At 47.3% G+C, this 26587-nt stretch carries 29 protein-coding genes; 22 read left to right on the top strand and 7 right to left on the bottom strand.

Annotation, left to right across the window (positions count from 1 at the left end):
* The first annotated feature begins 26 nt into the window (after positions 1 to 26).
* Both AAHA41_RS08485 and AAHA41_RS08480 read left to right on the top strand, forming a co-directional pair.
* Entirely contained in the window at positions 27 to 398 is a 372-nt protein-coding gene (locus tag AAHA41_RS08485; RefSeq protein ID WP_323070688.1) for a HEAT repeat domain-containing protein, read from the top strand.
* Positions 399 to 411: 13 nt separating this feature from the next.
* On the top strand, positions 412 to 1101 hold the full coding sequence (locus AAHA41_RS08480; RefSeq protein ID WP_323070689.1) for a hypothetical protein: 690 nt from the start codon (positions 412 to 414) through the stop codon (positions 1099 to 1101).
* Positions 1102 to 1299: 198 nt separating this feature from the next.
* Here AAHA41_RS08480 and AAHA41_RS08475 read toward each other — a convergent pair whose 3' ends face one another.
* Positions 1300 to 2052 (bottom strand): hypothetical protein, encoded by a 753-nt coding sequence (locus AAHA41_RS08475; RefSeq protein WP_323070690.1) that lies wholly within the window; start codon positions 2050 to 2052, stop codon positions 1300 to 1302.
* Positions 2053 to 2106: 54 nt separating this feature from the next.
* The gene (locus tag AAHA41_RS08470) at positions 2107 to 3000 is read right to left on the bottom strand and encodes a DNA replication terminus site-binding protein (protein WP_323070691.1); all 894 of its coding nucleotides are present in this window, start codon (positions 2998 to 3000) and stop codon (positions 2107 to 2109) included.
* Between the two features lie 140 nt (positions 3001 to 3140).
* On the opposite strand from AAHA41_RS08470, the gene AAHA41_RS08465 reads away from it, so the two are divergent.
* The 11 genes from AAHA41_RS08465 to AAHA41_RS08415 all read left to right on the top strand — a co-directional run bounded on the left by AAHA41_RS08465 (position 3141) and on the right by AAHA41_RS08415 (position 12459).
* Positions 3141 to 3521 (top strand): hypothetical protein, encoded by a 381-nt coding sequence (locus tag AAHA41_RS08465; protein WP_323070692.1) that lies wholly within the window; start codon positions 3141 to 3143, stop codon positions 3519 to 3521.
* A 1-nt stretch (position 3522) separates the two neighbouring features.
* Positions 3523 to 3987, top strand: a complete 465-nt coding sequence (locus AAHA41_RS08460; protein WP_323070693.1) for a hypothetical protein — start codon at positions 3523 to 3525, stop codon at positions 3985 to 3987.
* A gap of 22 nt (positions 3988 to 4009) precedes the next feature.
* Positions 4010 to 5257: a site-specific DNA-methyltransferase gene (locus AAHA41_RS08455; RefSeq protein WP_323070694.1), complete on the top strand. Its 1248-nt coding sequence runs from the start codon at positions 4010 to 4012 to the stop codon at positions 5255 to 5257.
* Positions 5258 to 5324: 67 nt separating this feature from the next.
* Positions 5325 to 5843 carry a hypothetical protein gene (locus AAHA41_RS08450; RefSeq protein ID WP_323070695.1) on the top strand — a complete coding sequence of 173 codons (519 nt, stop codon included), beginning with the start codon at positions 5325 to 5327 and terminating at the stop codon, positions 5841 to 5843.
* A 51-nt stretch (positions 5844 to 5894) separates the two neighbouring features.
* Positions 5895 to 6683, top strand: coding sequence for a Fic family protein (locus AAHA41_RS08445; RefSeq protein WP_323070696.1), 789 nt, complete (start codon positions 5895 to 5897; stop codon positions 6681 to 6683).
* Positions 6684 to 6875: 192 nt separating this feature from the next.
* Positions 6876 to 7949 carry a hypothetical protein gene (locus AAHA41_RS08440; RefSeq protein WP_323070697.1) on the top strand — a complete coding sequence of 358 codons (1074 nt, stop codon included), beginning with the start codon at positions 6876 to 6878 and terminating at the stop codon, positions 7947 to 7949.
* A gap of 2 nt (positions 7950 to 7951) precedes the next feature.
* Positions 7952 to 8881: a hypothetical protein gene (locus AAHA41_RS08435; RefSeq protein WP_323070698.1), complete on the top strand. Its 930-nt coding sequence runs from the start codon at positions 7952 to 7954 to the stop codon at positions 8879 to 8881.
* Positions 8882 to 8886: 5 nt separating this feature from the next.
* Positions 8887 to 9639, top strand: a complete 753-nt coding sequence (locus AAHA41_RS08430; RefSeq protein WP_323070699.1) for a hypothetical protein — start codon at positions 8887 to 8889, stop codon at positions 9637 to 9639.
* 258 nt (positions 9640 to 9897) lie between these two features.
* Positions 9898 to 10671, top strand: coding sequence for a hypothetical protein (locus tag AAHA41_RS08425; RefSeq protein ID WP_136501787.1), 774 nt, complete (start codon positions 9898 to 9900; stop codon positions 10669 to 10671).
* A 1-nt stretch (position 10672) separates the two neighbouring features.
* Positions 10673 to 11440, top strand: coding sequence for a hypothetical protein (locus AAHA41_RS08420; RefSeq protein WP_136501786.1), 768 nt, complete (start codon positions 10673 to 10675; stop codon positions 11438 to 11440).
* Complete coding sequence (locus tag AAHA41_RS08415) at positions 11440 to 12459, top strand: hypothetical protein (RefSeq protein ID WP_323070700.1); 1020 nt, start codon at positions 11440 to 11442, stop codon at positions 12457 to 12459. The genes AAHA41_RS08420 and AAHA41_RS08415 overlap by 1 nt, the downstream gene beginning before the upstream one ends.
* Positions 12460 to 12502: 43 nt before the next feature.
* On the opposite strand, the gene AAHA41_RS08410 is transcribed toward AAHA41_RS08415, so the two are convergent.
* Complete coding sequence (locus tag AAHA41_RS08410) at positions 12503 to 13030, bottom strand: hypothetical protein (protein WP_323070701.1); 528 nt, start codon at positions 13028 to 13030, stop codon at positions 12503 to 12505.
* 203 nt (positions 13031 to 13233) lie between these two features.
* Between AAHA41_RS08410 and AAHA41_RS08405 the strand changes: the two genes are divergently transcribed.
* Both AAHA41_RS08405 and AAHA41_RS08400 read left to right on the top strand, forming a co-directional pair.
* Positions 13234 to 15762: a hypothetical protein gene (locus AAHA41_RS08405; protein WP_136501783.1), complete on the top strand. Its 2529-nt coding sequence runs from the start codon at positions 13234 to 13236 to the stop codon at positions 15760 to 15762.
* A 90-nt stretch (positions 15763 to 15852) separates the two neighbouring features.
* Positions 15853 to 16110 carry a hypothetical protein gene (locus AAHA41_RS08400; protein WP_136501782.1) on the top strand — a complete coding sequence of 86 codons (258 nt, stop codon included), beginning with the start codon at positions 15853 to 15855 and terminating at the stop codon, positions 16108 to 16110.
* A gap of 45 nt (positions 16111 to 16155) precedes the next feature.
* Here the strand turns inward: AAHA41_RS08400 and AAHA41_RS08395 are convergent, their stop codons facing one another.
* The gene (locus AAHA41_RS08395) at positions 16156 to 16449 is read right to left on the bottom strand and encodes a hypothetical protein (RefSeq protein WP_136501781.1); all 294 of its coding nucleotides are present in this window, start codon (positions 16447 to 16449) and stop codon (positions 16156 to 16158) included.
* Between the two features lie 530 nt (positions 16450 to 16979).
* On the bottom strand, positions 16980 to 18275 hold the full coding sequence (locus tag AAHA41_RS08390) for a hypothetical protein (RefSeq protein ID WP_323070702.1): 1296 nt from the start codon (positions 18273 to 18275) through the stop codon (positions 16980 to 16982).
* 292 nt (positions 18276 to 18567) lie between these two features.
* Here AAHA41_RS08390 and AAHA41_RS08385 point away from each other — a divergent pair, with 292 nt between their 5' ends.
* The 3 genes from AAHA41_RS08385 to AAHA41_RS08375 all read left to right on the top strand — a co-directional run bounded on the left by AAHA41_RS08385 (position 18568) and on the right by AAHA41_RS08375 (position 20007).
* Complete coding sequence (locus AAHA41_RS08385; RefSeq protein WP_136501779.1) at positions 18568 to 18891, top strand: hypothetical protein; 324 nt, start codon at positions 18568 to 18570, stop codon at positions 18889 to 18891.
* Between the two features lie 457 nt (positions 18892 to 19348).
* Positions 19349 to 19549, top strand: coding sequence for a hypothetical protein (locus AAHA41_RS08380; RefSeq protein WP_136501778.1), 201 nt, complete (start codon positions 19349 to 19351; stop codon positions 19547 to 19549).
* Positions 19549 to 20007, top strand: coding sequence for a hypothetical protein (locus tag AAHA41_RS08375; RefSeq protein WP_323070703.1), 459 nt, complete (start codon positions 19549 to 19551; stop codon positions 20005 to 20007). The genes AAHA41_RS08380 and AAHA41_RS08375 overlap by 1 nt, the downstream gene beginning before the upstream one ends.
* 117 nt (positions 20008 to 20124) lie before the next feature.
* On the opposite strand, the gene AAHA41_RS08370 is transcribed toward AAHA41_RS08375, so the two are convergent.
* Both AAHA41_RS08370 and AAHA41_RS08365 read right to left on the bottom strand, forming a co-directional pair.
* Positions 20125 to 20670: a hypothetical protein gene (locus tag AAHA41_RS08370; RefSeq protein WP_136501776.1), complete on the bottom strand. Its 546-nt coding sequence runs from the start codon at positions 20668 to 20670 to the stop codon at positions 20125 to 20127.
* Between the two features lie 18 nt (positions 20671 to 20688).
* Positions 20689 to 23319, bottom strand: coding sequence for a hypothetical protein (locus AAHA41_RS08365; protein WP_323070704.1), 2631 nt, complete (start codon positions 23317 to 23319; stop codon positions 20689 to 20691).
* Positions 23320 to 23798: 479 nt separating this feature from the next.
* Here AAHA41_RS08365 and AAHA41_RS08360 point away from each other — a divergent pair, with 479 nt between their 5' ends.
* The 4 genes from AAHA41_RS08360 to AAHA41_RS08345 all read left to right on the top strand — a co-directional run bounded on the left by AAHA41_RS08360 (position 23799) and on the right by AAHA41_RS08345 (position 26561).
* Positions 23799 to 24188, top strand: coding sequence for a hypothetical protein (locus tag AAHA41_RS08360; RefSeq protein ID WP_136501773.1), 390 nt, complete (start codon positions 23799 to 23801; stop codon positions 24186 to 24188).
* Positions 24189 to 24267: 79 nt separating this feature from the next.
* On the top strand, positions 24268 to 25389 hold the full coding sequence (locus AAHA41_RS08355; protein ID WP_136501772.1) for a DNA sulfur modification protein DndB: 1122 nt from the start codon (positions 24268 to 24270) through the stop codon (positions 25387 to 25389).
* 3 nt (positions 25390 to 25392) lie between these two features.
* A complete protein-coding gene (locus AAHA41_RS08350) occupies positions 25393 to 25953 on the top strand; it encodes a hypothetical protein (protein ID WP_323070705.1) in 561 nt (186 codons plus the stop codon).
* Positions 25950 to 26561, top strand: a complete 612-nt coding sequence (locus AAHA41_RS08345; protein WP_323070706.1) for a hypothetical protein — start codon at positions 25950 to 25952, stop codon at positions 26559 to 26561. The genes AAHA41_RS08350 and AAHA41_RS08345 overlap by 4 nt, the downstream gene beginning before the upstream one ends.
* Positions 26562 to 26587 lie beyond the last annotated feature (26 nt).

Genomic DNA, 26587 nt, shown 5'->3' with positions numbered 1-26587 from the left:
TTATAAACAGCGGGGGATAAGCATTAATGGATATTATTTTTCTGACGACAGAACAGAAACGTAGTTTGGCAACTGCATTGGACACGCCACCAGAAACAATGCTCTCCCTGGCGTCAGACCCAGACCAACTCATCAGGATGAATGTCGCCGGTAACCAGAACTGTCCAGATGAAATCGTGATGACGCTGATCCGCGATCATAGTTGGATAGTCAGAAGTGCCATTGTTAGCTCCCCAAAGTTTCCTCCGGAATTGCTTACCGAATTGTCCAAAGACAGCAGTCACATTGTTCGTCGGCAGGTATTGAGTCATGCACTCTGCCCCAGTGACGTTCTTCTCAGATGCGCTAAAGATGAGTATCCGCAGGTCAGAAAACAGGTCGCTAAGCATCCATCTTAGCCCGACGTCATTGATGGAGCAATTGTTACATGATGACAAGACTGTTCGTGCAGGCCTTAGCGAAAACTTCAATTGTCCAGATGACTTATTGCATAAGCTTTCATTAGACCCGGACTGGGAAGTCCGCCATGCGATAGCAGGCAGAATTGATTGCCCTCCGTCAATCTTGTCACTCCTTGTGTCAGACGACATTCGTGAAGTGCGTGAGGCTGTAGCTGGCAACAAGCAATGCCCTGAGGGGGTGTTAACGGCATTGATCAACGATCTTGCGAAAGAAGTCCGGTGGGCATTGGCATGTAACTCAGCTTGCACAAGCGACATTCTGAATAAGTTGAACAGCGATTATGATCACAAGGTCCGAGAAGGCGTAACTACCAACCCCAATTTACCCTTGCTGCCTCTGCTAAAAATGGCCACCAGAGACAGCAGCACTGACGTGAGGATTTCAGGGCAGCGAGTGCTTCGCTCTAAGGGGCCATCAGTGTGGACCGGCTTTGTGAAAGATGGGTTCTCTTTGTCTACCCCAATGGGCAAAACGACTCGCAGTACGACCTTAGGTGATGCACTGCTTCGTGTGGGGTTGAGTGATGTGTATCAGCTAATCCAGGGGGTGGTCTTAGAGCTCAGTATTCAACAAGCGGACACAACCTCCAACATGGGCTTACGCCCCTTATCAGCTAGGTCTTCGAAAATGCGCCTTTGATCGGAGATCAGGCCGCTGTTCGGCTAATCAGGTTTTGCTTTCGCATTCTCTCTTCCATTTCATAGGCTGCAGTTGTCGCGCTTGACACATTGCCACAGCTATTGCGCCAGAAGAAAAAGAAGACCCGTTCTTGCAGTTGCCAATGACAAGGATCTCCGGGGTAATCAACTCTCACAATTCGATAACGAGGGAACCAATTCATAAAGGCGCCTTGAGTGTTTGTTTGGCCAGAAGTCTACGCATCTCTGGGTCACTACTGATATGTGAAATACAGAAGAAATCTTGATCTGCTATCTTGCGACGAACTTTATCTTTTACGGCATTAAAGACCACGGCACTAGACTCGCTATCTGCGATCATGCGTATTTGCGTTGTCGTACAACCGAGACAAAAATTGCTGACATAATCCATCTGCTTTACCCCGACTGGCCGCTCAGGGTGTGCAGAAATCTGCTTGACCCAGCCAGCAATCCATTCCTCGCTTTGTTCTCGTTGAAAAAGACAACGCTTACCGACTTCAATCGGACATCCGTTAGCATCCATCAAAGGTGGAAGATCAGGGTCAGGGTGTGTTCTTTCCCACCAATAGAAGCGAGCGTACATCGGCTGGGCCGGGAATAACTCGATAAACGCCAGGTCGGTAAACCGTTCCAGCTCATTCGTAATGGTCGCCTCCTCGGCAGCGGCCAACTTCGCAGCCGCGATTGAAGTATTGATGCCAAATACGGTGCCGACTTCAGCATGAGAAAATGACTTGAAGTGAAGTGTTGTACCATCCGCCTCGATGTTGAATGCATCGAGTTTTTCACTGCCACCCAGGTTGTGGGTCAACAGACCTATTGCGTCTTCTTGGGACCCAAAAACAATGTGAGCTGAATAATCCCATGGAAGATCCTCGCCATAATGAGCGTGATCGACCTGTGATGAAATCTCAATCTCTATCTTGTGCATTGCGTCAATCAGCCTTTCGTTTAATCAGTGTTTACCAGATCATCAACTCGATGATCACGGATGGCGCACGTACAAATGCAGGCGCTCAATAATCAGCTCGTCACCACTATGACGATCGGCTCTAGTGCCCCGCTCTCGCAAAACATAGTCCTCTAGGGCGTGTACCTTGTAGGTTGAATCAGTGCAAATCAATAGTGGCAAACTAGCTTTGGCCTGTTGAGTGCGTGGCACCCGATCATGCCAGCGTAAATTGGCCATGGGATGAGTTTTAATGGGGCGTCGGATCCGCAACTCTGCAGAGGCCGGAAGGCGTTTGATATCGCAAATTTCACGCTCAACCATATTGAGCCATTCATCCTCCACAAACGGACCGGGCACATAGTTTTTGCTGCGCTCCAGCATGGATATGACTTTGCTTTTATCTACCTTGGTAATCGCCTGTTTATCGACCCAAGTAAAACCCACTGACTGGAGCTCGCCTGAGAGAATGGTTATTTGACGGTAGATCTGAAGCGTCACGACCCCTGGCAACGCCGTATGTACCAATTCAAATTTTTCATCCCTTCCTCCCAAGTTCAGCACCAGTTCTTTGAACTCCTGTTTGCATCGGTTGATCTCGTCCACCAGCGGACGCAGCGATGAAGTGCAGCTTGCCGGTAATATCACAACTCCAGGCAAGCGATAGGTAGCCTTGGATGAGTGCCCTTCAATAAAGGTATGCCTGCGAAATGCGGCCAAGGCCAAAGAGATCGCCTCTTGGTCAGTATGCGGAGCAACCGGGATGTGATTGACCTCAACCTCCTCTTCGCCTTGCAACACCGGAGGTAGTTCGTAGACATGCCCTCGAACATCTGGTGTTGATTGAATTGCGCTTACTAGGCGCGTCAAATGGCTGTCGATGATGTCCATTTGCTGGCGAAGATTTGCTGTCGGCGTAAACAATTCCATGCAACCCCCAATTACTTAAATGACCCTACATTAACAACCTTTAAATATTCCTTGTGTTGACAACAAGAGCGGAGCAGAGTAGCCTTTGGTTATAGATTATACATTCTGCTGTCATGAAAACAATTTTAAGGAGCATGTCGATGTCCCTGACGATCGATAAAAGCATGGAAGGGCAAGTGATCTATGCCATTGGGAGAGAAAATGCCAAGCCCCGTATAGGAGAAAATCCACTTTACCAAGTTGAAATTGTGACTGTCGCTAAAACCAAGGCTGTCGTTAAGTTCCTGTCTACGGGTCAAACAAAAAAGCTCTCAACCAATGGGTGTGGCGACCATAGCTTCAATTACAGCTTTTACAGAAATGTGCAGGATTTTCAGGCGGCACATTTTCGGGTCAAAATCGTCGATGCTCTTCTCTACCAGCACGAATCGGTCAGCTCAGAAGTAATGGTAAAAATAGGTGAATTACTGGGACTTGATATGGATGTGTCCCACCTCATAAAAGGCCCGAAAGGAGAATGACATGGAGCCTAAAGTAATTACTGCTCGATCAGGTGCCACCTTGCGTGATTACGCAACATCTTTTCAGAACACCCCAGGTGTTCTCATTTTTCCTGAATCAGGTCTGGATGCTAATGAGCAAGCGGCAGTGCTTAAGACGTTGTCGGCAGATATCCATACCATCATCACATTGTCGCCTTGGATCATATCCGACGCGCACAGGCTTCAAGTCCTGGATGACCAAAGTATCAACTTGGCTTTCGGTAGCAGTGTAAACAAGGTATCGATGCAACTTTGGCGTGGTACGACTATCGCGGTGAGAACGGCAGAGCTTATTGACAAGTTTAGTCGTACCCCACCTAGTGATGAACTGGTGAGTAAAATTTATCGAGAGCTCGGTGATAGTGTTGATCGGACATTGCTGCTTAATTCCGTCGTTCGACAAATGCAAAAAGTCGCGTCTAGCAAGGCTAATCAACACCATTGAGCAGAAAACAGACAAGGACAACATGATGTCAGTGAATACTCAAGTCCAATTGGAGTTGTTTCACGTTGAACAGGCCTATGCAAATGCAGCAGGCCCACTTACTAATGAAAAACTGTATGGTGCAGTAGCAGATATCGCTGGCATTCCGAAATCCATGCTGGATGAAAAAAGCGAAATAGGCCAAGCGAAAGCATTGCGCAGTAAGCTCAAACGTAAAATTCGTTGGTTCCAACAAACACTCAAATCCATGGATATGCTGAAACGCGTAGATGGAGAGCGTGGGGTATGGGCTATTGCGACCAAAACAGATAAAGGCCTTCACGAGGCTCGAGGAAATGTGCGTTTGATGGCGTACTCTACCCGGCTTGGCCTTGCCATCTGGACAGATAGCCTGCGTTTCTTCACTGATTTTGACGAGCCGATCCACCTTTGTGTCACGTCACCTCCCTACCCTTTGCGAGTCCAGCGTAAGTACGGCAACGTAGATGAAGCAGGATGGGTTGATTTCATTACTTCTGCACTCGAGCCGATCGTGAAAAATCTGGTCCCTGGCGGCAGTGTTGTGCTGAACGTCTCGTCTGATGTATTCGAAACCAAAATGCCATCACGATCACTTTACCTGGAGCGGATGGTTATCGCCCTTAATGACCGTCTTGGTTTGAGCCTTATGGACCGGTGGCCGTGGATTAACTTGTCAAAACCGCCTAGCCCGACTTATTGGTCCTGCGTAAATCGAGTGCAATTGTGTGCCGGTTGGGAGCCGATCTATTGGTTCACAAACGATCCCTTGCGTGTGCGTTCAGATAATCGCCGTGTCCTTATGCCACATACAGAAGCACACAAAGCACTGCTGGCCAAAGGTGGAGAAACACGTAACGCGGTTTATGGCGATGGCGCTTATCGGTTGCGCGAAGGTTCATTCTCCAACCAAACTCAGGGGCGGATCCCCAAGAATGTGATCATTCGTGGCCATCGGTGTGCGGATAGCCAGGCATTGCGAAAGGCCGCCAAAGAGCTCGGACTCCCAGCGCATCCGGCTATGTATCCCACGGATATCCCTGACTTCGCCATTCGCTTCTTGACCGAGGAGGGTGATCTTGTTGTCGATCCTTTCAGTGGTTCCAATAAAACAGGTTTGGCTGCAGAACGAGGTAATCGACGATGGGCTTGCTGCGAGCGAGTATTGGAGTACATTCGCACCCAAGCAAGCTTGTTTACTGGGTTTGATGGCTTTACCATGAATCCAGATTTTTCCGAGATATACGGCTAGTGATCTTTTGACGCAGAGGGGAGTGACTCCCCCTGTAAATCCACTGAAAATTCAAAAAGGTAATCACATGGCAAATAATTGGTTCGCTCTTGCTAAACGCAAACGTGTCATGTGGGTCATGATTTTTGCCACTCTGGCAATTGTATTATTTTCACTTCTTGTCATGCTGAATGTTAGCATAAACGACTTTTTCATAGATCTGCTGGCATATGGTTATGTGCTTGGCATGATTACTGTTATCTGTTTTGAAATAAAGCATCGCAGTCCCAACATTATTAAAAACTCAGTTGCCTGGGTGGGCGCATTTATCATGTTCATTTTAGGGGTGTATGTTTTTAAACATATGCTGCTATTCCAAGCCGAGGTAATGAGCATTTATTCCGAGATCCGTGGTGCTCACTTGGGTGATACGACCATTCAAAACGCCAATTACAGCATTGGGCAATTGAATAGACTGCCAATTAAATCCGTGCTTTTCTGCGTGTATGTGTGTGCGGCAGTAAATATCTTTATGACCTTTGTGATTTTGAAACATGTTTTTTTCAAAATTAAGCCCGGCGATGATGTCGCGCGGTCAGGACTGTAAGGCTCTCGCGTGTAATGATAAACTTGTAACATATGGCTGCCGAGATGACGTATGAATTCACAACTTGAATGCAAATTACAAACGATCGACGATGAAAAAGTAATGTTGGATGCGGCTCGCCCTCTCCCGCCAAACACAATTTCTTCGTTGAGGGAAAAATTCTCTCTTGAATGGACATACCACTCAAATGCGATAGAGGGTAACACCCTGTCATTACGTGAAACAAAGGTCGTGCTTGAAGGGATTACAGTTGGGGGGAAATCACTTAGGGAGCACTTTGAGGCGACAAATCATCGTGATGCGATCCTCTATGTGGAAGAGATAGTAGCCAAACAAGAAGCGTTGAGTGAATGGCAGATTAAGAATATTCACAGCTTGGTGTTGCAAAACATCAATAATGATGAAGCTGGTCGCTATCGCCGGGAGAACGTGGTGATCTCCGGGGCAAGCGTGACTCCTCCCGAGTTTTTCCACCTGGATGAGGAGATGCAACAGCTTATCCAATGGCACGCTAATGCAAGCCATATGCACCCGGTGGCCCGAGCCGCTGAATTACACACTCGCTTTGTGAAAATCCATCCATTCGTGGATGGGAATGGTCGAACCGGACGGTTGCTGCTGAACTTTGAGTTGATGAAGGCAGGTTATCCACCAGCCGTGATCCGAAAAGAAGATCGGTTGCCTTACTACGATGCTCTGGACGACGCTTGTGTAACTGGTGATTTTGCCAAAATTACATTGCTGGTGGCCGAAGCAGTGGAAAGATCTCTCGCTACCTACTTGGCTTTACTGCCCAAGGAGAGCCCAGCTCCGACGAGAGGCCCAAGCTTTAGAATGTGACTCACCACATCCCCCTACCTTCTGGCACTGGCGTCGCCGCTCATCCTTATGGCGTTGTCGTCAGTGCCTGGTGAATATTCACCTTCCTCCCCTCTTTTCCTCTGTGATCTAGCGTCCTAAGTGTCATTTTCTGGTGCAACCACAACCCAACTCTTATAAAGTTGTGTTTAAACATCTAGCCAAGGCACATCCATGGAAGATTTAGACCAAAATTCTAAGCAAGACTATGTGCAGCAAGCATCCAATAAAGAGTCTTCGCCTGAGCGATTAAGAGAGCTCGCAAAATATCAAGACAAAAATATTAACGCCGAAATAGCACGCAATATAAGCTGCCCAGTTGACTTGATGCAGCATCTCGCTCTGGATAATGCGTGGGAGGTTAGAGCCGCTGTTGCAGCCAATCAAAACTGTCCAATCGATCTCATTATGACATTGGCTAACACTAAAAATACTAGAGTTAGTAGCTGTGCATTTGAGAATCCTAATTGCCCTATTGCTTTACTGAAAACTATAACCATTGAGAAAGAAAGAGATCTTCGAGAAAGCGCAGCTAGGAACCCAAACTGTCCACCAGATGTTTTGAATCATTTAGGCTTAGATTGTAATGCGAGTGTTCGCGCAGCTGTTGCTGCAAACCCCAATTGCCCTGAAAGCCTACTAAAAACTCTCGCAGCAGATGATGAATGGTCAGTCCGCTTACGAGTTGCGTCAAACTATCGTAGCCCTGCGAATGCTTTTGTTAGACTGATTAAAGACAAAGATTCATCTATATTATATGAGCTATCAAAAAACACCAATTGCCCAGAAGAAGTGTTGATCAAGCTCTCAAAAAACAAAGACCCTATTTACAGACAAGGGATTGCATCAAACACAAATACGCCAATATCAATATTGGCTGTATTAGCATCAGACAGTAATATCAATGTTCGCTCAGGTGTGGTTTCCAATCAAAACTGCCCTCTCGACATTAAAATAAAATTGGCATGTGACGACAATGTGGAATTCGTGAGATTTACTGCTCGTTCCGCGCTTGAGCGAATGTCACATGGTGACTGGGAAGCTGCAATATTAGAAGGGTATTCACTATCCTACTCAAATCCAGCTTGTGAATCTGACGAAAAAAAATTAGGCGATATGCTATTGTCTTCCGGACTGGTCGACGTATATCAAACAATCCAATCTGTAGAATTATCAAACCGCCTTGCATCAAAAGAACCTCCCCCCATTTCCCTAGCTAGTCAATCAACAATAAAAATGAGGTTATAAACATGCAGATAGCGCTTCTGACAAAAGAACAGAAGATGGAGCTTTTCGATAATGAATTGTTAGATTCCGATGTTCTAACGGCTCTGGCTAACGACCACGATGTGGATGTAAGGGTTCAGGTCGCCACTCACCCTACATGCCCCTTCGACATCATCAGAAAATTGTCTGGCGATTTTGAAGATGAGGTCAGGGTATGTATTGCATATCATGACAACCTACCAGGGGACCTTGTGATACTGATGGCTCGTGATCCTTGTCCTGAGGTTCGCCTTGCCATTGCAAGCCGGAAATCATGCCTAGAAGATGCCTTGGCATTATTGGCATCGGATCAGGAGGAGGAAGTCAGATGTACAGTGGCGGAGAATCTTGATTGCCCTGGATCGGTATTGTCCATACTTTTTAAATCTCAACCACAGGTAAGCCTCAGAGAGGCTATTGCTGAACACCCAAATTGTCCATCTGACATACTGCGCCATTTTTCAGAGGATGAAGATTTTAACGTTCGAGCCGCTGTTGCTAACAATCTGACATGCTCAAGCCAACGACTATCATCGTTAAGTAATGATGAAAGCCCATTTGTCCGCCGAGCTGTAGCCAATAACCCCCGCCTTTATGCAAGTCAGTTGCTCATGATGGCTATTAGTGACGATGATGACATGACCAGACGTAACGCAATATCAAAAGTACCTTATATTTCCACCCATGAATGGCCTGGTGTAATCGCTGATGGGGTGTCCTTGGATAAGGTGATCAACCAAGCCGGGGTCGAAATGACTGTTGGACACGCCTTACTAGCTGCTGGGCTCAATGATGCATACCAGAACATACAGGCTATCGAGATGGAGATGAGGATTAATCAGTCACTCGATAGTCTCCAACCAGCTGACGACACCATAGAGATCCCATCTCGAGCACCCAAAATGAGGTTTTGAAGACAATGGATAATTCAGGCGCGCATACATTAGCCGAAAGATTAATGGCCGATGCTGAAAAGATCACAGGTGAGGAATTAATGTCATTAGCATTGCATTCAGATATCAAGGTGCGGGTAAAGGTTGCCAGGCGTCGAGATTGCCCACCTGATGTTGCAGAGCAATTATTCAATGATACTGACTGGCAGGTACTGCAGGCTTTAGCTGGCAACCCTAATTGTCCAGATTTTTTATTAAGCGAGCTTGCTCAAAATCCTGATTGGGCAGTCCGTTGTGAAGTTGCAATAAATGACTGTTGCCCTAGCGGAGATTTTTCAATCTTGGCAGAAGATGACGATTATGCTGTTTTGGAACAAGTTGCATCTAACCCAAAATGCCCTAAGCACTTATTTTTGCAGTTATCTGTTGTGGATGATCTCAATGTTCAATTGGCTTGCTATAGGAACCAAAATTGCCCACTGTCTATTGTATTGACAGGCTGCCGAGATATCGATGGAGATGTTCAAGAAGCATGTTTTGATAATCTTCGTTCAAAGAATAGTGACTTCTGGATGCAAGAGTTAGCAAACGGATTAAGATTGGACAAACCGGAAATTGGTGGAAACCCAAACATCTCATTTGGAGATAAGTTATTGGCGCTATCGTTAACCGATGTGTATCAGCAGGTGCAAGCGGCTGAGCTTCAAAACGCAGTTAATTCTCAGTTGCGAGACGTAAAAAACACCGACATTAAGGCAAAAAGTGTAATGAAATTATAGATTGCCTATCCTGCCTCTTCTTCCGTTGGTCCTTTTTCATATCAATGGGCTGGGAACGTCATTGTTCATGGTGCAATGACTTCCCCATCATTCAGATTATCAAACCAAAAATCCACCCAAGAACCGCAACCAAAGACATCGCCTATATGATACCATTTAAACACTATTAGGCTGGTTGGGTTCATCACCTAGTAAACTATTCACGCTGTAAGTCGAACCATAACCCATATACCACCATTCGAAGTATGAGGCTGTGAAATGGCTGGAGTCCAAAACACTGTTGAGGCGTGCTTAGCTGAAGCCTCAAATCCGGGAACGGAACCAAACCGCTTACAACAACTGGCGCGTGATGAGCACTGGATCATCCAAGAAGCCGTAGCATCTAATCCATCAGCCCCATCCAACACGTTGGTTCAGCTTGGCAGGTCCACCCGAGTCAAAGTCCGAGAAGCTGTTGCATCAAATGAGGCAGCGCCAAATAGCGTATTGCACTGGCTCAGTCGCGATGTCAAAAACTCCATCCGAGAAAGAGTTGCGATGCATCCACTATGCCCCCCCGATGTGTTGGCATCATTGGCCAAAGACTCGCATGCAAAAGTGCGAGGTTTGGTTGCTAGTCACCCAAACACCGATGAAGAGGTTATGGGGTATCTGGAAGCCGACGCTCTGTGGTCAGTGCGCCAGGCGCTTATTGATAACCCCAACCTTCCTGTTCTCACCTGCTTACGTCTCGCAATGGAAGACCCGGATCCCTTAATCGGTGACTACGCACTGAAGCGAGTGATGCAACGTTCAATTATTGAGTGGACCCTAGATGTAAAAGATAGGGGGTTGACTCTCTCAATGACATTCAATGAGCACTCTCTTAAATCACTAGCAGATGTGCTGATCGAGCATGACATGCTCACCATCTACCGGCAAATACAGTCCATCGAGAGCCAATGGCGAATTGAATGCCAGGCTGCATCTATGACTGAGATCGTCAGTGAGATAGCGCCAGTGACCAGCCGCGTCAGCAAAATGAGGCTCTAAGATGTACCCAACCTATTGTAATGACCTGCACAACGCCGCTAAAAGCCCGGACACTCCACCCAACATATTGGGTGACTTAATGGCGTCTCGAGACCCCAAAATCCGTGTTCTGGTCGCGAGCAATATTTCGACGCCTCTTGCGGCACTTAATACTCTTGCGCGAGATATGGATGACAAAGTGTGTGCGGCAGTTGCCCGCAACCCAAGCGCCCCACTTGACGTTATTTGCTACTTGGCGCTTTCTGCACAACCCAGCATCAGAAGCGCTGTCGCAAGCAATCCCATGGCCGATGAAGAGTTGCTTACACGATTGGCTGATGATCACCATCCTGACGTCCGTAGCGCTGTTGCAGCAAACCATTCCACCCCCTCAAAGGTTTTAGAACAAGTGCTGCGATATGCCGACAAAGCAGATTTGCTACCTACGGTTGCGATCGCGGCAGCCGGGAACAGTAAGACCCCACTCCCGACATTGTTAACCATGGCGTTTAAGGGGGAACGCAAAGAAGTGATAGTGTTGGCAGCATTGGCCACTTTAAAAAGAATAACTGGCCAGCAATGGGCTGACGGCGTCAGGGCTGGTGAGGTGTACCTGGGCTTGATATTAGCCCAAGAAGTCCCTCCGAAGACGCTAGGTGATGCCTTGCTGTCTTCTGACATGACATCTGCGTATCAACATATTCAATCAGCAGAGCTTGCTCTACGCATAGAGTCCAACGTTGATCAGCGCCCCCTTTCGATAGGCACCTCTACACGGTTGAGGTTTTAATGACATCGATCCAACTAAACCAAGATCAGATAGATGTTTTGACGATAAGCGAGTGCATTGGACTTGCCGATATTGTATCTGATGAAGCAACGCTAATTGCCCTTTCAAAACGTGGGCTACCAGTTAGGCTCAAACTACTGAAGAACAAGTTCATTACTGCTGATGTGTTGACTGCAATCATGTCAAATGAACACTTGCAAACCGTTTTTGATACGAATGTAGGGGTTCAAGTATTTTGCCACGCACAGACAAAGTACCAGGACCGCATCTCATTGCTCTCCGTGAAACAGGTGCATGACCGCTTATGTGCAACAAAAGGAGAATCAATAAGTTCAGATATGCTTGCTTCGTTTTCTCAAGCAGACAATGTCTTACTACGCCGCCTAGCAGCTTGTTGCAGCAATACGCCAGAATCAGCATTTCTACAGCTAGCTAGCGATCCTGACGTAACAGTCCGCTGTAATATGGCTATAAATGTTAGTTTACCAACGAATGTAGCCATGGGGTTGACAAGAGATCCTGCATTAGTAGTTCGTAGGCAGTTGGCCAGTAATAAGCGTGTCGCTCCGATAGTGTTACACGAATTGGCAAATGATGAAGACATTGATATAGCTGAAACTATTGCTGGCTGTTGGAAGGCTTGGCCGCTGACACTACTAAAACTGATGTTTCGCACCGAAAGGGAGATTAGCGCCGAGGCTGAAGGCGTACTCGCATTGACTGCATCATCTGCTACCTCAATGGATCCTGATCAGCATGGGCTAGCCCCCGGTATGGAGGATGCTTGGATTGATAGTGAACTGGCCAAATCTGGACTCTCACTAAGCCGAATAGTCCCAGCTCAGAGTGGCTACTTCCCAGCGGATCCTGCCAAACTTGGAGACCGACTGCTGCAAAGAGGGGTGGTAGCAATCTACCAAAGAATTCAATCTGCAGAGTTGGTACAGCAAATCGCCGTTCAAACAAACAACGAAAACAAACTTACTGCTTCGACATCAAAACCGAAAATGATGCTTTAAACAATGCTGGCAGCCAATGTAAGAGAATGGCCGCCAGTGATTGCTATTCACATGGATTTCGGTCATAGATCGCAACCAGTGTTAATGCTGAAGTGACCATTGACTTTGGGCTTCCTGATAGCCAAAAGGTCTCAACTCCAACAGCTGCATCATTAACAGCAAGCGTCGGTAGCTGCACATCATTTACTGTGATATCCAGCCTTCGCCCAACAGTAAGCTTAGTGTGCATTAAGCTAACGGTATTCTTTTCCTCTGCAAAGTAGTAATCGCTATTCAAATACTGAAGATCTAAGGCATTTCCGCAACTATAACTTGCAAATGCATATCGGGTTCTGCTGTAATTTTTTTGCAATAACTTTTTACCCGCATTGGAATACCAAAAGCCTTGTTCTGAAGGATCGACATAGACGACGTACCGGGCGTGACCACTCGCATAGTGAGATGCCAAAGTTTGCTCATTCGAGACATCACTGACCTTACTTACCTCCCCCTGAAACTCATAATATTTACCATGGGCCATGGCACCGCAGCTCGCTAGAGTAAACACACCAGCTAACAGAAATCCCTTCATTGCAACCTCTCTGATCAATAAATGGACAGAAATTGTCTTACAGACACGGATGTTGGTCAACGAAAACACGACCATTTCTTTTTTTGGGGTGTATATAAACATTTGATGATTGGCCTGAGTTTGTATACAGTAATGTGGTTTAACCAATCAAGCATTGTCTTAAGAAAAGATTGCTAATGGTGTGCCAACCTAAGGAATTTATTATGATCCAATCCAGCTATGGGAAGTTGCAATACAACATCGACCCGAAGGTTGCCGGACTGCCATCATCACTGTTGCGCAACGGCGGTGAGCGATTGATGATGATTTGCCGGATCCACGGCGGAATGTCCCAGCAGATTGAGTTGATCTCAAAAATGGGAAACATGGAGGATGTCGTCCGACACATCTTCAGCAAGCAGATGGTAAACAAGCTGTCGTCCTCAAACCCGCACAGAAACAGGCATGCCATGCCATATATTGGCTGGGGAATTACGCCATTTTGCGAGGATGCAGTTAAAACATACTATTTTGATTGGCGTCCACATCTGAAGCATGTGGATTATGAGAAGCAAGAGACAACTCCGCCGTTAGCACTCCCCCATATGATCATACTGCATCACTTAGGATTTAACTCTGAGACGGTGATGGTAGATAGTCATTGGCTGAGCCTTAAAAACGGATTAAAAAGTTATTGGGAAGTCATGAATGTTGGTTGTCAACCGCTAGCTCATGATACGATCGCGCACTACATTGCAGAATGGCCATACTTGGTTAAAGCATTGGCAATGATTGCGCCGGAAGCGCAGCAATTTTATCAACTTACAGACGAATCCAAGGAAGACTTGCTCGAGCTGTATTGGGCCATCACGCGATTACTTGATCTTTCCATAGTTGATTCGTTTACAGGAGCATGTATCTGCTCTCTTCTTGGTTGTTCGCCAGGTGTGGCCAAGCAGATTCGTGATTTCGCTATCGGCCATATGTCTATGCCTAGCGACATGTTCAGAATGACGTTGCCAACCACTTGGGGTGATGAGGACAATTCACTTCATGATTTGATGCAGTCTTATTCTGATGCGGCTACTCGTCCAAATTCGTCATGCGTACAAATAGATGCGGTCATGGCTCACCTCAGCTTACTGATTGACAGCATCGCAGACCAAATTTCAGCTGCCGAATTAGAAAGGCAGCTGACGTCTGATGAGCCTATCGAAAACTATCTTAAGGTCTGCCCATTAAATGCCACCATTTCTCAAAGAAGCTCAATGGCAGAAAAGAAAATTAATTTATTGAATGAAAAGAAAGGTTCGACTGATACCGATGGCGATGCTGAAGTTACGACTCATATCGGTCGGAGCGCTTGGGTTGATACTGTTTTGCTGGACGTGCTCAATGATGACGACCGCCAAACAGCCCGTGAAAATAGTTTCCGGGAGACAACGAAGACGGCTCTTTTTTGCCACGTAGTGGCTTGGAAAATTGCGCTCAATCTTGACGATGAGTTGTTTGGGTGCATCAAAGAGGGTTTGGATGCTATTCCCGACTTGCCAGGGAAATCCCTGTTCAGGCTGGATATAGATCTCAATCGACATTTTATCGCTTATCAGCAAACAATAAGCCAGCAATCAGTATTAAGTGACTCAAAGTTTGAACAGGTCATGGTGTACTGTAATGAGATTTGGCAGCGTATTGGTAGCGTGGTTGCCCAGGGGGATACGGGGCAAGAACGAGTAGAAATCATGGAGTCAGTAGGCAAGCTTCATGCCCTCTTTATGGAAATAACAGATGAAGTTCTGCGCGAAGAGTTTACAGTCTCACTGGTTAACTTTGAAACAGCCATGCAGGATGAATCGCCTACCACATGGATCACTCTTATTGCTGAGCTGATGTCTCAGTGGCGTGACGCGATGGCCGCAGACCAAGCACTCATAGCCAATAGAGATGCGCTTGTACAAAAGCACCTGTGTGCTCTTAATGAAGTCATTGCTTCAGCAAGGAAGGCTCATGAAGATGCCGTTCAGAATGACAAGTCAACTCATGAAGGAGATGCCTTAGATCCTCTTCTTATGATTGCGGATCTTCAAAATGAAAAAAATCAATTATCAGAGCAGGTGGCTCGCGTAACCAGTCGCAATGAAGAGTTGACTCAGTTGATTCGAGATAAACAAGATGAATTGAGTAAATTGCGCAGCAAGCATAACAAGCTGAACTCTCGAACTCACCAACATAAAGGGCTCTCAATTGCACCTCCACCAAGCACACTCAATCTCTACGAAACCAACAACATGGGATTGGTGGCGAAAGGGATTATTGCGGTAATGTCGGGTGGTGATGACATCGTAAGTATCATGCGTGCGACTGAATCATTTTGTGCTGGTAAGTTGCGCTTTACCCCTTCTGCATTTGATGCAGCATCCAACTACAATCGGCAGGAATACAGCGCTGAAGATCTGATGGCAAGCCTTCTTAGGCTGACATTCCATTACGCTCCGATATTTCAATCAAAAGGTGACACACAAGCACGCCAAGTATTTGGGCTCAATGAATACGCGGCAGGAGAGTCCGATAAGGTTCTCAACAATGAACGCCTTCGCAAGATGCGCACCTGGGATGTTGATGGGGTTCAAACCCTTGTGGTAAAGCATCTTTCAATTAATGCGTTCTTACGGGTGTATTTCACCATTGATGATAATGGGATTGTTATTGTTACCTACGTAGGTAAGCACATGGAGTGCGGAAGATCATCCTGATGTGTTTATGCGACCAGCGGTGCTGGATACTACCGCTGGTCGCAAAATTGGTTTTAGTGTAAGTGGTGCCCTATCGGCATGGAGGAAGTTATGTGTAACTGTCAACAAATGGCTCGAGATTGGAGTGAGACGCAAGGTGGAAAGTACCCCCCCAGCACTCACTCTCCGATGTGTGAAGACTTCAAAACAATTGAATTCATGCGGATAGAAGTGGACGGTTCAGCATGCATCGTCCCACTGGAGGATGCTGATGAGGTCTGCAATAATATTGATGTCGAATTCAAAACCAGCCTCGTCTCTTTAACTGCAGAACAGTTTGAAAATTTACCGGAATCTACCGGATTTTGACTCTATCTTGACATTGAAAAAGGAGCCCTTTGGGCTCCTTTGACATTAGTCAGTTTCAACTGTGCTGACTCTGTTATCCTTCAGAATCTTGTTCTGTTCGCTTAGTAAGCGATTCTGCTCCAGCAAGCTCTCTCTTATGGATAGAAGGGCATAAAAAAAACAACAACAGAAAACCGCAACAGCAAACCCCTGAAAAAAGCCTATTACAGCACTAAACATCCCCATGCCTTCCATTGTTTGGTTGCTTGTGTATGAGGTCAATGCATTAAAAAACACAATTAAAACAAATACAACGGGCAACAGTTTTCTTGTCCACTGAATGCAATAGCGCTCAATCATAACAACTCCAAAATCAATAAAATTTCCAATAGCATAACAGAAAGAAAACCTGCTTTAAAACGCCAATTTCACGGTCAGTCACCATTCAGCTCACTCTATGTTAAACCTTATCAGGATTGATCCTAAATCACACAGAATGTAGCATAAAAACATTGCGTTATTTTTATGGTGGAGATCGAGATAATGGCTAAATGTAGTGATAGGTCGAAAGTAGAGGCTAGGGTTCTGATGCTTGTGATTTTTTTAGGTGCATTTTTCTTCACACCGGCTCACATGCCCGCGTTAGCTTGTGGAGACCAGGGGTGTGAGTGGACTGAGGTCCAGAGTTCAGTAGGAGTGTCAGTATTATTGCTAATCCTGAGTCTGCATTGCGTAAGGCGGTTTCTGAGATGGGCAACAAAAGGGAAGGAAAAGTCGGTTGCAGGCAAATGCATGTAAGATGGATAACTACGCCTGCAACCGGTGACGAGATGTTGTCACGACAAGGGATTAGTGTGAGGTATCAGGAGGGGCTTATCCCCTCCCCCCTCTTAAAAGAATGGAGTGCGGCGAACGTCCTGGTCCAGTGCTGCAATATCTTCGGCGCTCATGCTGATATCGTCGCCTTCGATAGGCTCAACGGTGAAGTCAGTGAAGGACATCTGGTCTTTATCGTCGCTATCCACCTCGGGCGCCACAGCCTTTACCTCAGGGGCCGCTACCGGCTCTTCATCACCACCTTCCACCAGCACATCATGTGGGTGCTTGCCATCGCCTGAATCGTCTTCCGGCGCTTCCATCTCCAGCAGCTGGTCTTTCAGCGCAAGGATGGCCGCAACCTGATCCGGAGTCAGGGTCAGCGTCGCAGTAGCCTGGCCCGGCACAATCTGGGCGGACAGGGACTTGATCAGCGACACGGTGGTGGTTTTCACGGTCGGGGTAAAACGCTGTTTGTTACCACCCAGCTTTTTGTTCAGCGTGGCCTGAGTCACACGCACCTTCGGCGGCTCTTCGGCTTTGGGCGGCTCGGCTGGCGCATTGTTCTGCTCGCCTTCGGTGCCGGTCAGGGTAGCGTCGCCACCTTCAACAACCGGAGTCACCGGGTCAGCGGGCAGCTCGGGGGCTGACTGGGCACAGGAGGCCTCCACTTTGGCACGGAGCTCGGCCACCAGCTCATCCATGATCTGGACGGCTTTGGTTTCGCCCTTCTGCTTCACCAGCTCGATAGCCGGGATGTAGCTGATCACCTCTTCGCTGATGTAGTCCTGCATTTTCTGCGGGAGCAGGGCGATCTGGCGGACAACACGGACATGCTGGGCGGAACGCTTGACGCGGGCACCGATATCGTCGTCGGTCAGGCCACGGTTGGCCAGGCGCTCATACATCATGGCTTTTTCGACGTAGTCGAGTTGCTCGCCCATCTGGGAGTTGAGGATGAGCAGGTCCTGGTCGAGGTCGTTGCCACGGAACGGGACGCAAGTGATGAACTCAATCTGGTTATCTTTGTCCAGACGCTCGTTGGCCAGCAGGGCCCCGCGACGACGGCAGTGGCCATCACGGACATAAATGCAACCGTCTTTGACGACGAACATGAGCGGGGGGATCATGGACGGGTTGTCAATCCATTGATTTGCCAGCGACTCGATGTGCTTGACGTAACGAGGCTTGCTGTAGTCACGGGCGTTGAAGCCGGGCTCTTCTTTCAGCAGGCTGATGTGGAAGGCGTACATGTCATTCTTTTTGACGCCTTCGAGACTGCGCAGCTGGGTCAGGGAGCGGATAAAGACCGGCTCGGGGGTGAGTTCAGCGACACCAGCAACGTTTTGATTGTTCTTTGAAGTATCCATCTTACATGCCTCATTTTATTTGTTGGGTTCGGCTATTTGCTGCCGATGATTGAATCTTACGCTCCTGCCCTATCACTGTCAACACAAGGAATAAATATTTTTCGAAATAACTTCCGTACAGGTTGAACGCGGATACATAATGAAAACATTTCTTAGATACACCTATTTAAGCTTGCAGGCAAGCTATATGAAGTCGGGTGGCCGGTTTTGGCGCCCCTATTCAATCTTAGCCACCAGATTCATTAGATAGGCAAATGAAGCATTATGTACTTTAAAATCAAGGGGATATGCAATGGCCAAGGTAAAAGAACGCGATCAGTTTGGTGACCAAGAATGGTTGGATTTCGTCGGGGCTGGCGGTTCACTACCTCGAGCGTTAGCCGACGCCAAGAAGATCGATAGCTGGGTTTACGTGCGATTTTACGGGCTTGTCCCAGTATCTGAAGACAAACGATCTGAGCTTTTTGATTTTCTGATGGGGAATAGTCGCGCCGGGATCCCTTGTTGTATCAAACGCTCAGGGAGTAACTCTATTGAGTGCTCTGCGTCGTTCCTGGCCACTCCTGAATCTGTAGAGTTAGTCTCTCTCGGCTATGGGATCATCCTGAGTAAATAAACAGGCAATGAGTTATCCACATTTTCTGGGGATAAATATGGGGACACACTGCTGACCGTCAACAACCACATGGCTTGCGTTGAAATTTAGCAATACCATTAATTTCTCATTGCATCACTGGTTAAAATGTGAGCCACGAATCATTAGGCATCCCAGCAAGTAGAGTAATACTCTCTATTTGCTGGCGCTAGGATCCATTTATGACACCGCCTAGCGAAGAGGTTGCGATCCACAGACGTTGAGTTATAGCGCGAACTGTTTGGCGGATAAAAACCAACGCCACATGAAGCATAAAAAACTTAAATGCACCCAATTAAACTTTGCAAAATCCATCACAACAGACAATCATTGTAAGCAGATGACATATGGCCATCATTCGGGTTAAATTTGGTAGTGCTGAATTGACTATGAACTTATGATTTACAATTGCAATACATCGATGCAGAGGAGTTTCACGATGTCTGAACATCAATCCGCAGAACAAGCCAACACTCAACCCTCCCTGGTAAGCGAGCAAGATCAGGCAGATAGACAAGCCTGGGACGATGCTCTGGACAACCCGCTGTCGGAGACCTTGCTCGATGCATTGGTCAACAAAGGCATGCAGGGCCCTTTTGATGCTGATCAGGCTGGGGCGGCAATTGACGAGGTGTTGTGATGGGGTACATCAATACCCATGGAGTTGTATCAATACGTACTGCAGCTTTTAACTCTGCGCTTAAAGCCTTACCAGAGAAGACCATCAACCAAGCCAGTGCTGTATATCAACGCTGGAGTGAGGGTGGACAGTTAGCGCACAAGAACCTGGTACGGTCGGATACTTGGCAAGCCGAAATCAATCCCCGTCATCGAGCGATTTTCGTCAAAATGACCTTGGCGGAGGCATGCCAGCAAAGATTGCTTTCTGACCGGACGATCAGCGCTATTGAGCGTGAAATGGATAAAGACTGTAAATCTGCCCCACAGATTTGGATTTGGCACTGGGTAGGAACCCATGAGACCTACAACCGCATGCTTGCAAGTATTCAGCGAAAACAAGTTTTAGACGCGGTAGTCACTACTGCAATTTCACAAAATCAACGTACCCCTCCTTCGAATAGTTCCCCCAAGCCTTGATAAGGTGCCTGCCCTTCAGAGCAGGCATCACTACTACGTTATCCACGAGATACTGACCTCTACAAAGAGAGGTTCTTCTGTGCTCCAGGATGTCCTTGTACAACCGCCTTGCGGAACCTATTCCCGACGCCCCATCACAAAATCCCAAACCCGCCAGCATTGTTGGCGCAAGCAATTCACCCTGAAGGTGTCATCCGCCTTGTGTTTGTGTAGTAATGGGGCGACGACGGTGACCTGTAACGAACCAGTACGGGTCACCTCGATGAGTCCTGCATGAGCCGGGATGTCGTCTGCCGACAGCAATCCTTTGGGCGCCATGAACCAAAAGAAATTTATGGGGGAAAGGCCCGACGCTAGTAAGTCATGTTTTTTTGCCTGAGCAAGAGTAAGGTGCCCCTCTTGGATAGTTTGGGCTCCTGGTTGGCCAGCTTTCATAGGCACGATCTTGTCGAAATCAGCCTTGAAGTCACTACGACTTAGTTTGATCTCTACCTCCTCAACTTGGCCATTACGACGAACGCCTATCAGGTCGCACTCAAGCCAGCGCTTGATCACCACGTTGGCCACCAGCAACTCAAACCTGTCTTTGTGTGCTTGGTAAAATGCTATTTGAAGATTCTTGGCAGTCATGTCAATTTCAGGTTTTCGTTTAATCATCGCCATGGATTATTCCTGCTCCATTTAAGCCGCTCTATATAGTTGGTGTTCCTCTAGCAGCGCGTGTTGACGATTTGCATACAGCCAGGCCGCACGGGGAGTTTGAACAAATCCCATTCGGTTGTTTACAAAAAACAGAGTGGTCTCTTGCATACCAGCGGTCTGGGCTTTAATCGCATCAGCGATTTGCTGCCAAACATTCTTTTGTACTTTGGAAAACTCGTCAGCTAATTGATCACACCCCTGTTGCAAATGGGCTTCTACCGCTTGGGGTATGGTATCGGTTCTCAGCGTTGCAATAGGTGGCAGTAATGTAAGAAGCTGGCTAGGTGACTTGCTCAGCTGACGTAGTGTGGATAATTGAATGCCCTGGTGATCGACAAGAGCTGCATAGGATATTCCGTCGAAAGTAAACTGACGGCCCATCTGTGATAGGGTGACCAGACCAAGAGCTCGTTGTAACGACAGAGCCGCAAACAGAGATCTGATTTGTGCAATCGCAGATGCCAGATCGGTCAGTTGTTGGCGAATATCAGGAGGGATGACTGGTAGTGCAACCGACTTATCTTGCTGACATATGGCAACGGCGCGGCAATAATCACCTTCCGAGAGAGTGCGATGTAAAACCGATGGGTCTTTACAATCCGCCATAAAAGTCAATCCATGGCGCTGGTAGAGATCAGCACGCGCCATTAAGCGGGCAGTGTGCCGCTGAGCATTGGCGGACAAACGAAGTACCCCCTCGCTCAACAAACGACGCAGCGTCACGTTTGCTCGATACTCAAGACCAAGCTCCCCTGCAATAAAGTCGTCATGGATCCTGACGTAGTCAGTAATTGCCTCATTCAAGATGAAGGACGCGGCCTCATCATCGATGTTGTAGCCACACTCATCCCCCTCCTCCACTGAATTAATTACCGGTACTTCGTCCCATTCACCGAACCACGCCTTGAATGTTGCGCCAGCTTTTTCTCCGTAACGAATCGGCAAGGTTTCAAACATCCGCATCTTCCGTTGGGCACCACAGCCTTGAGGTGAAAAAGCCAATGATTCCATGTCAGTAAGATAGGATGCGAAAATGCGTGATCGTTCGAGATCGGCTAGCTGGCGAAGCTCGGGGTCTTGTTCAATATGGATGTAGCGTGATGCAGGCAGCGTGTTAACAAAGCGAGCGCCGCTTACTTGTGGATACGGAACAGTCTCACCAAGGTGATACACCTGATGATAAATTTTCACTGCTGTGAATGGGGCGATCTGATAGCCATCACGACTCCAGAACGCATCGATTAAAAGCAGCTGAGAGGGGGTCACGATTTGGAATGTAGGCTGTTGCATGTCAACAACATAGTTTTCCAGCCATTCAGCTTTTTGACAGTTTGTCAGGCGTGGATCCGGGTCATTCAATATTGCTTGAATGCCCGCATCTTCAATCCATGCACCAGAGCGTAATGCCTCCTTGAATTTGTCAGCCCGCAGCATCTCGTCCCGATCACACTGTAAGCACCATCGCAGCATAGATGTCATCCACAGCTCATTCATTGTGTTGGGGTGGAGTGCGACGTAGCCATGCTCATCAGGTTTGCGGCCAATAAACCGGCGATACTCCAGATTGAAGAAGTTGTGGCTCATCCAGTTACGTATGGAAAGCAAGTTCCCTAGTTGAGGGTACTGAGGAAGATCGGCTAATGATTCGGCCTGCTTATCGTTATTTACCACGGTACAGAGTGCGCACCCAGACCGCAGACTAGAGCTGCAGCCCCCTGATCTCCCCCCGCTCATGGCACCCGATGCCGTGATTGGGCAATTGTCCGCCTGGTCACCGTAGAGCTTCTGTAAATACCAGGTGGATGTATCCCAGAATGGTAAGCAGTGGCCATACTCCCGGCGTGCAGATTCCCCCATACATCGCAGGATCATCCACACTTCATCAGTTTCAAGATCAACGATTGGGGCAAAATCGTAGCTACGGCGACCTTGCTCAGTGTTCTCGACAAGAACAGCTTTATCCAAACCGTGCTTTTTAATGCTTTCAGCGCGGTCGGTACTCTCACTTAATCGCACACCGGTAACTGTTACGATAGGCGTCGTTGCAAAACGCTTAGCCAAACGAGACTCTACTTTTTGCAACGGATCAACCTTCAGGATGGCGGAACAGTCTGCGTATTTAGACGCACCAACAGTTATTAACTTAAGTCCGGACAGGTACATGACGGCCCAACTGTAACGGTCTGGCGGCGTTGCTTCATGGATCTCATGTGGGATCTGCAGTTGTGAAAGGTAGTGCGTCAGTAAGGCAATTTGACGACGAGCAAACATGGTCATCACGGGGGATTCAATACCTGTATCAGCACGAGTGATCAGTAATGGCGCTGTCGGTGTTTCGCCAGCCGAAAGCAGCTGTCGATAGGCTTCAACAAATATCGCTAACGTTAACAAAGAATCTTTGCCAAAACTTACTGCGATGCGACAAGGATGGGATAGCACTACCGGTTTTACCCGTTCAACCAACTGACAGAATCTGTCCTCCGCTGCTGAAAATGCCATCGCTTTCATTGGGTGAATATTGATGGTAGTTAATGGATCATGTGCCTGATCTTCTCGTAGCTGAGCCAGTTGCGCTGCAAACCCATTAATACAAGAAAGCGGAATGAACATGTGAATTTCCTTTAATCAAGACAGCACGATACGCACTTTCATTTCGGCATCATGTCCCTCTGGGACATCCACCAGCGTGATTGCATGATCAAGGCTATTTGCCCACGTTGTAAGCAAAGACAAGAATGGGCGACTTCTAGTTGTAAGATCCAGTATTGACCCAGCACACATTCTTTGTGAACGGATCACATGACGAATGCACATCATTGCCTCTTCACATTCAATTCCGCTGACATCAAGTAATTGTGGATGCATGAGGTTACCTATAGGTATGAAGTCGATTGGCCAAAGCCAAGCTGGTATGGAAAGTGTATCACCCCAAAAAAAAGCGTCAACACAAGGAATCACATCAATAGACTTATAGACACCAAAAAAACAATTACCACAACAATTTTATTTCTTGTGTTGACAATGCGATGACATGCTATAAGCTAAGGTCAAATTGACAGGAACCCTCACAACAGACGAGGAAATTGAATATGAATAACAGCGGCAATGCTGAAAAATGCAATGGGAAACACTCAGCCATCGAACAGTTGACCATTGGTTATGCAGCCATGGGCATTCTTGCGAACCTTGACTCACCTGCTCAAGGTTACCAGGCATATCTCGATCTGTGTGATGCCGAGGAAGACGACATTCCTGAGCACATCAACCCATGTAGCCAATATGATTTCTTGTCAGCAACGCAAGTTGCAGAGGAAATTGAGTCGATTAAAGACCTCTTCTCTGCGTTCTCTCAAGACCTTCTCCATGCGACAAAACGCACTCTTATCGATATGGCAATTGATGCGAGACTTGACTCAGATGTAAATACTTGGGATTTGCAATATTGCGCAGAGCAAGGGCTTAATGCTGAAGCTGAATAATTAGTTTTTAGACCCTGTTTAGAAAGGCAGGGTCAATTAATCTAGGTTGGTTTTAGAAGTATCCATCAAGGAGATTTTCATGCGATTTTATGCATTCAAAGGGCGTTCCGGAAGATTGACTACTTTCACGACCTGCGTCAACAGCTCAGGACTTCCCGCGCTGTTTGATGGATACTTCGAGCTGGCCAGTAAGGCCAGTGAAATCAACCCATTGGATCGGGCTCAGCGAGTGCTGGATATGGCTCACGTTGCAAAAATTAAGCGCTATCTCTCCCGCTCCATTTCAGTCTTTGCATCCCCAGTGGCAACCGCAACAATTAAAGAAATATCCACCTGTGCTGTGCCTGGCTTGGTTGAGATCGAAGTTTCTGACGCATACCTCGTTGATGGACAGAAGCGAGTTAAGGCTTTCCTGTTGAAATATGAAGAAGACCCGAAGTTTAACAGCGATGTTTCTTTGGTACTTGTAGACACAACAGATCTGTTGGTGAAGCAACAATTGTTCTCTGACATCAACAGCACTCCAGCAAAGGTGTCTCCGTCACTCAATTTGGTTTACGATCACACTCAGTCCCTCAGTAGTGTGATCCCGCAGATAGTACCTCGACACTTGCTGGAAGTAGATAAAGGAACGGTAGGAAAAACCTCGCCAAAGCTCATTACAACCACGGTGATGAAAGAGGCTATCGCCATGCTGCTGGATGCAAGCCCGGCAACGCTTAACGCCCTGCCTCCTGCTGAGCTGGCTAGTGCATGGACAGAATGGAGCCCATACGTTCAGGCGGTCTTCAGTGTCTATGATACCCTTGCCCAGAAGTACGGAGGCTTTCCTGCTCTGCGTAACACCAGTATCCTGCCTCATAATGTGACATTTTTGGCGCTGATCCGGTTGCTCCCATTTGCCCGTGCTAATGGATGGGAGCCGGAGCAGCTGCAGGCAATTCTTGAGTTGCATGTTAATGGCCATACCGATCGCAGTAATCCGATTTGGGAAGGTCGCTGCATCAGCTTCGGTAGCCTGAAGAAGACAACCAATACCATGGAGAAGACTGCCGCTATGCTTGGCCGTTTGCTGAACATCCCCCTGTCAGGTGGCCTCGCCCTTTTGGCCCCAGTAGTTGATACCGATCCTGCCTTGTCAGAAGACGAAGCTGAACAAGAATGGGCCAATCTGCCGTCCCTGCTGAATGTAGTGGAGTAAGCCATGTTGATAACCGAAACAGCGGCAGGGGCCCCTACTGATGACAATGTTGTTATGAAGAATTTGGCCTATGTTAGCCATGCCTTGGTGATGTCTCCAGATCACCTGACACCGATGGCAGTGAGCAATATCCCGGAAACAGAGTTTGCCTGGCTCAGGTCTCGAGTTATGCCGGGCTTCTGTTATGACAACGCATGGTTAACGGCCAATCACCTGGGGGCGGCTGGAGTCGTACTGGGCGCAGCGCTAGTTAATATTGGTGGTCATCAGATCCCAGTCGAGCACGCCTGGGTTTGGGATGGAGGGGATCGATATTACGACCCCACTTACCAGCTCCTGGATGAGGCACACCAAGGCAGGTTGAATGCCACATCCTACTATGGGCTGATCCGGCTGAGCATGGATGAGTACCTGGCATTCGCTGAAGAATGCAGTAACCCATTACCAAATCTGATAGCTGTTGATGTCGTGCAGTTTCGAAGACACCCCAGATTTTCACATTTGTTTAAGCGTTGTTCTGTGAATAGAAAGCACGTACCTGAGGACTCCAAGAGGGGCACATGAGCACAAAAAATCAAACTAGCCAGGGCGATGAGGGCTCTTACTCAGAGGCTTTTAATCAGCTATTGCTTAGTTCAAATGACATTAAAAGGATGTTGAGGAAGGATGCAGATTTTATCATGCAGTCAGAATCTATCCTGGAGTCTTTAAAAAAATCTTCAGCTGATGGATTGAAAGGTGCTGAAGTGTTGATGCAACTTGCTGATCAGAGTCATGACCAGGAAAGAAGGGAGCATGTTCAGTTTGTTTGCGATGAGTGGGTTGATATTTCCATTGCGGTAAAGGCAATGGACGCTTATTTTAAACTTGATTCCATAAAATATTTTTTCGATGATTGTATCAATGAATTGATCCGGGCATATTTACGTAATTTATTTTTGCGGGAAAGCCTACCCCTATTAGACCACTCATTTTTGATCTCTAGCCTCTTTAATTACACTCCGGTCAACCAGCCCCACTACAGCCTGTTGCGATGGAGTCTGCCCATAAAGGATAAAATCGATATTTTAGACTGCCAGAAGCTCGACTGGAAAACGCTCTATAAGATACACAAGTGGATTAAATTGGAACAAAAGGCCATAGGGGCCATCATTGCAAACAAAGCGCGATGAGCTCCACCCAAGCAGCACATAAGGAA

Source organism: Aeromonas sp. SER (assembly GCF_038739615.1).
Lineage (GTDB): Bacteria > Pseudomonadota > Gammaproteobacteria > Enterobacterales > Aeromonadaceae > Aeromonas > Aeromonas jandaei.
This window is presented reverse-complemented; position numbering and strand designations above follow the sequence as displayed.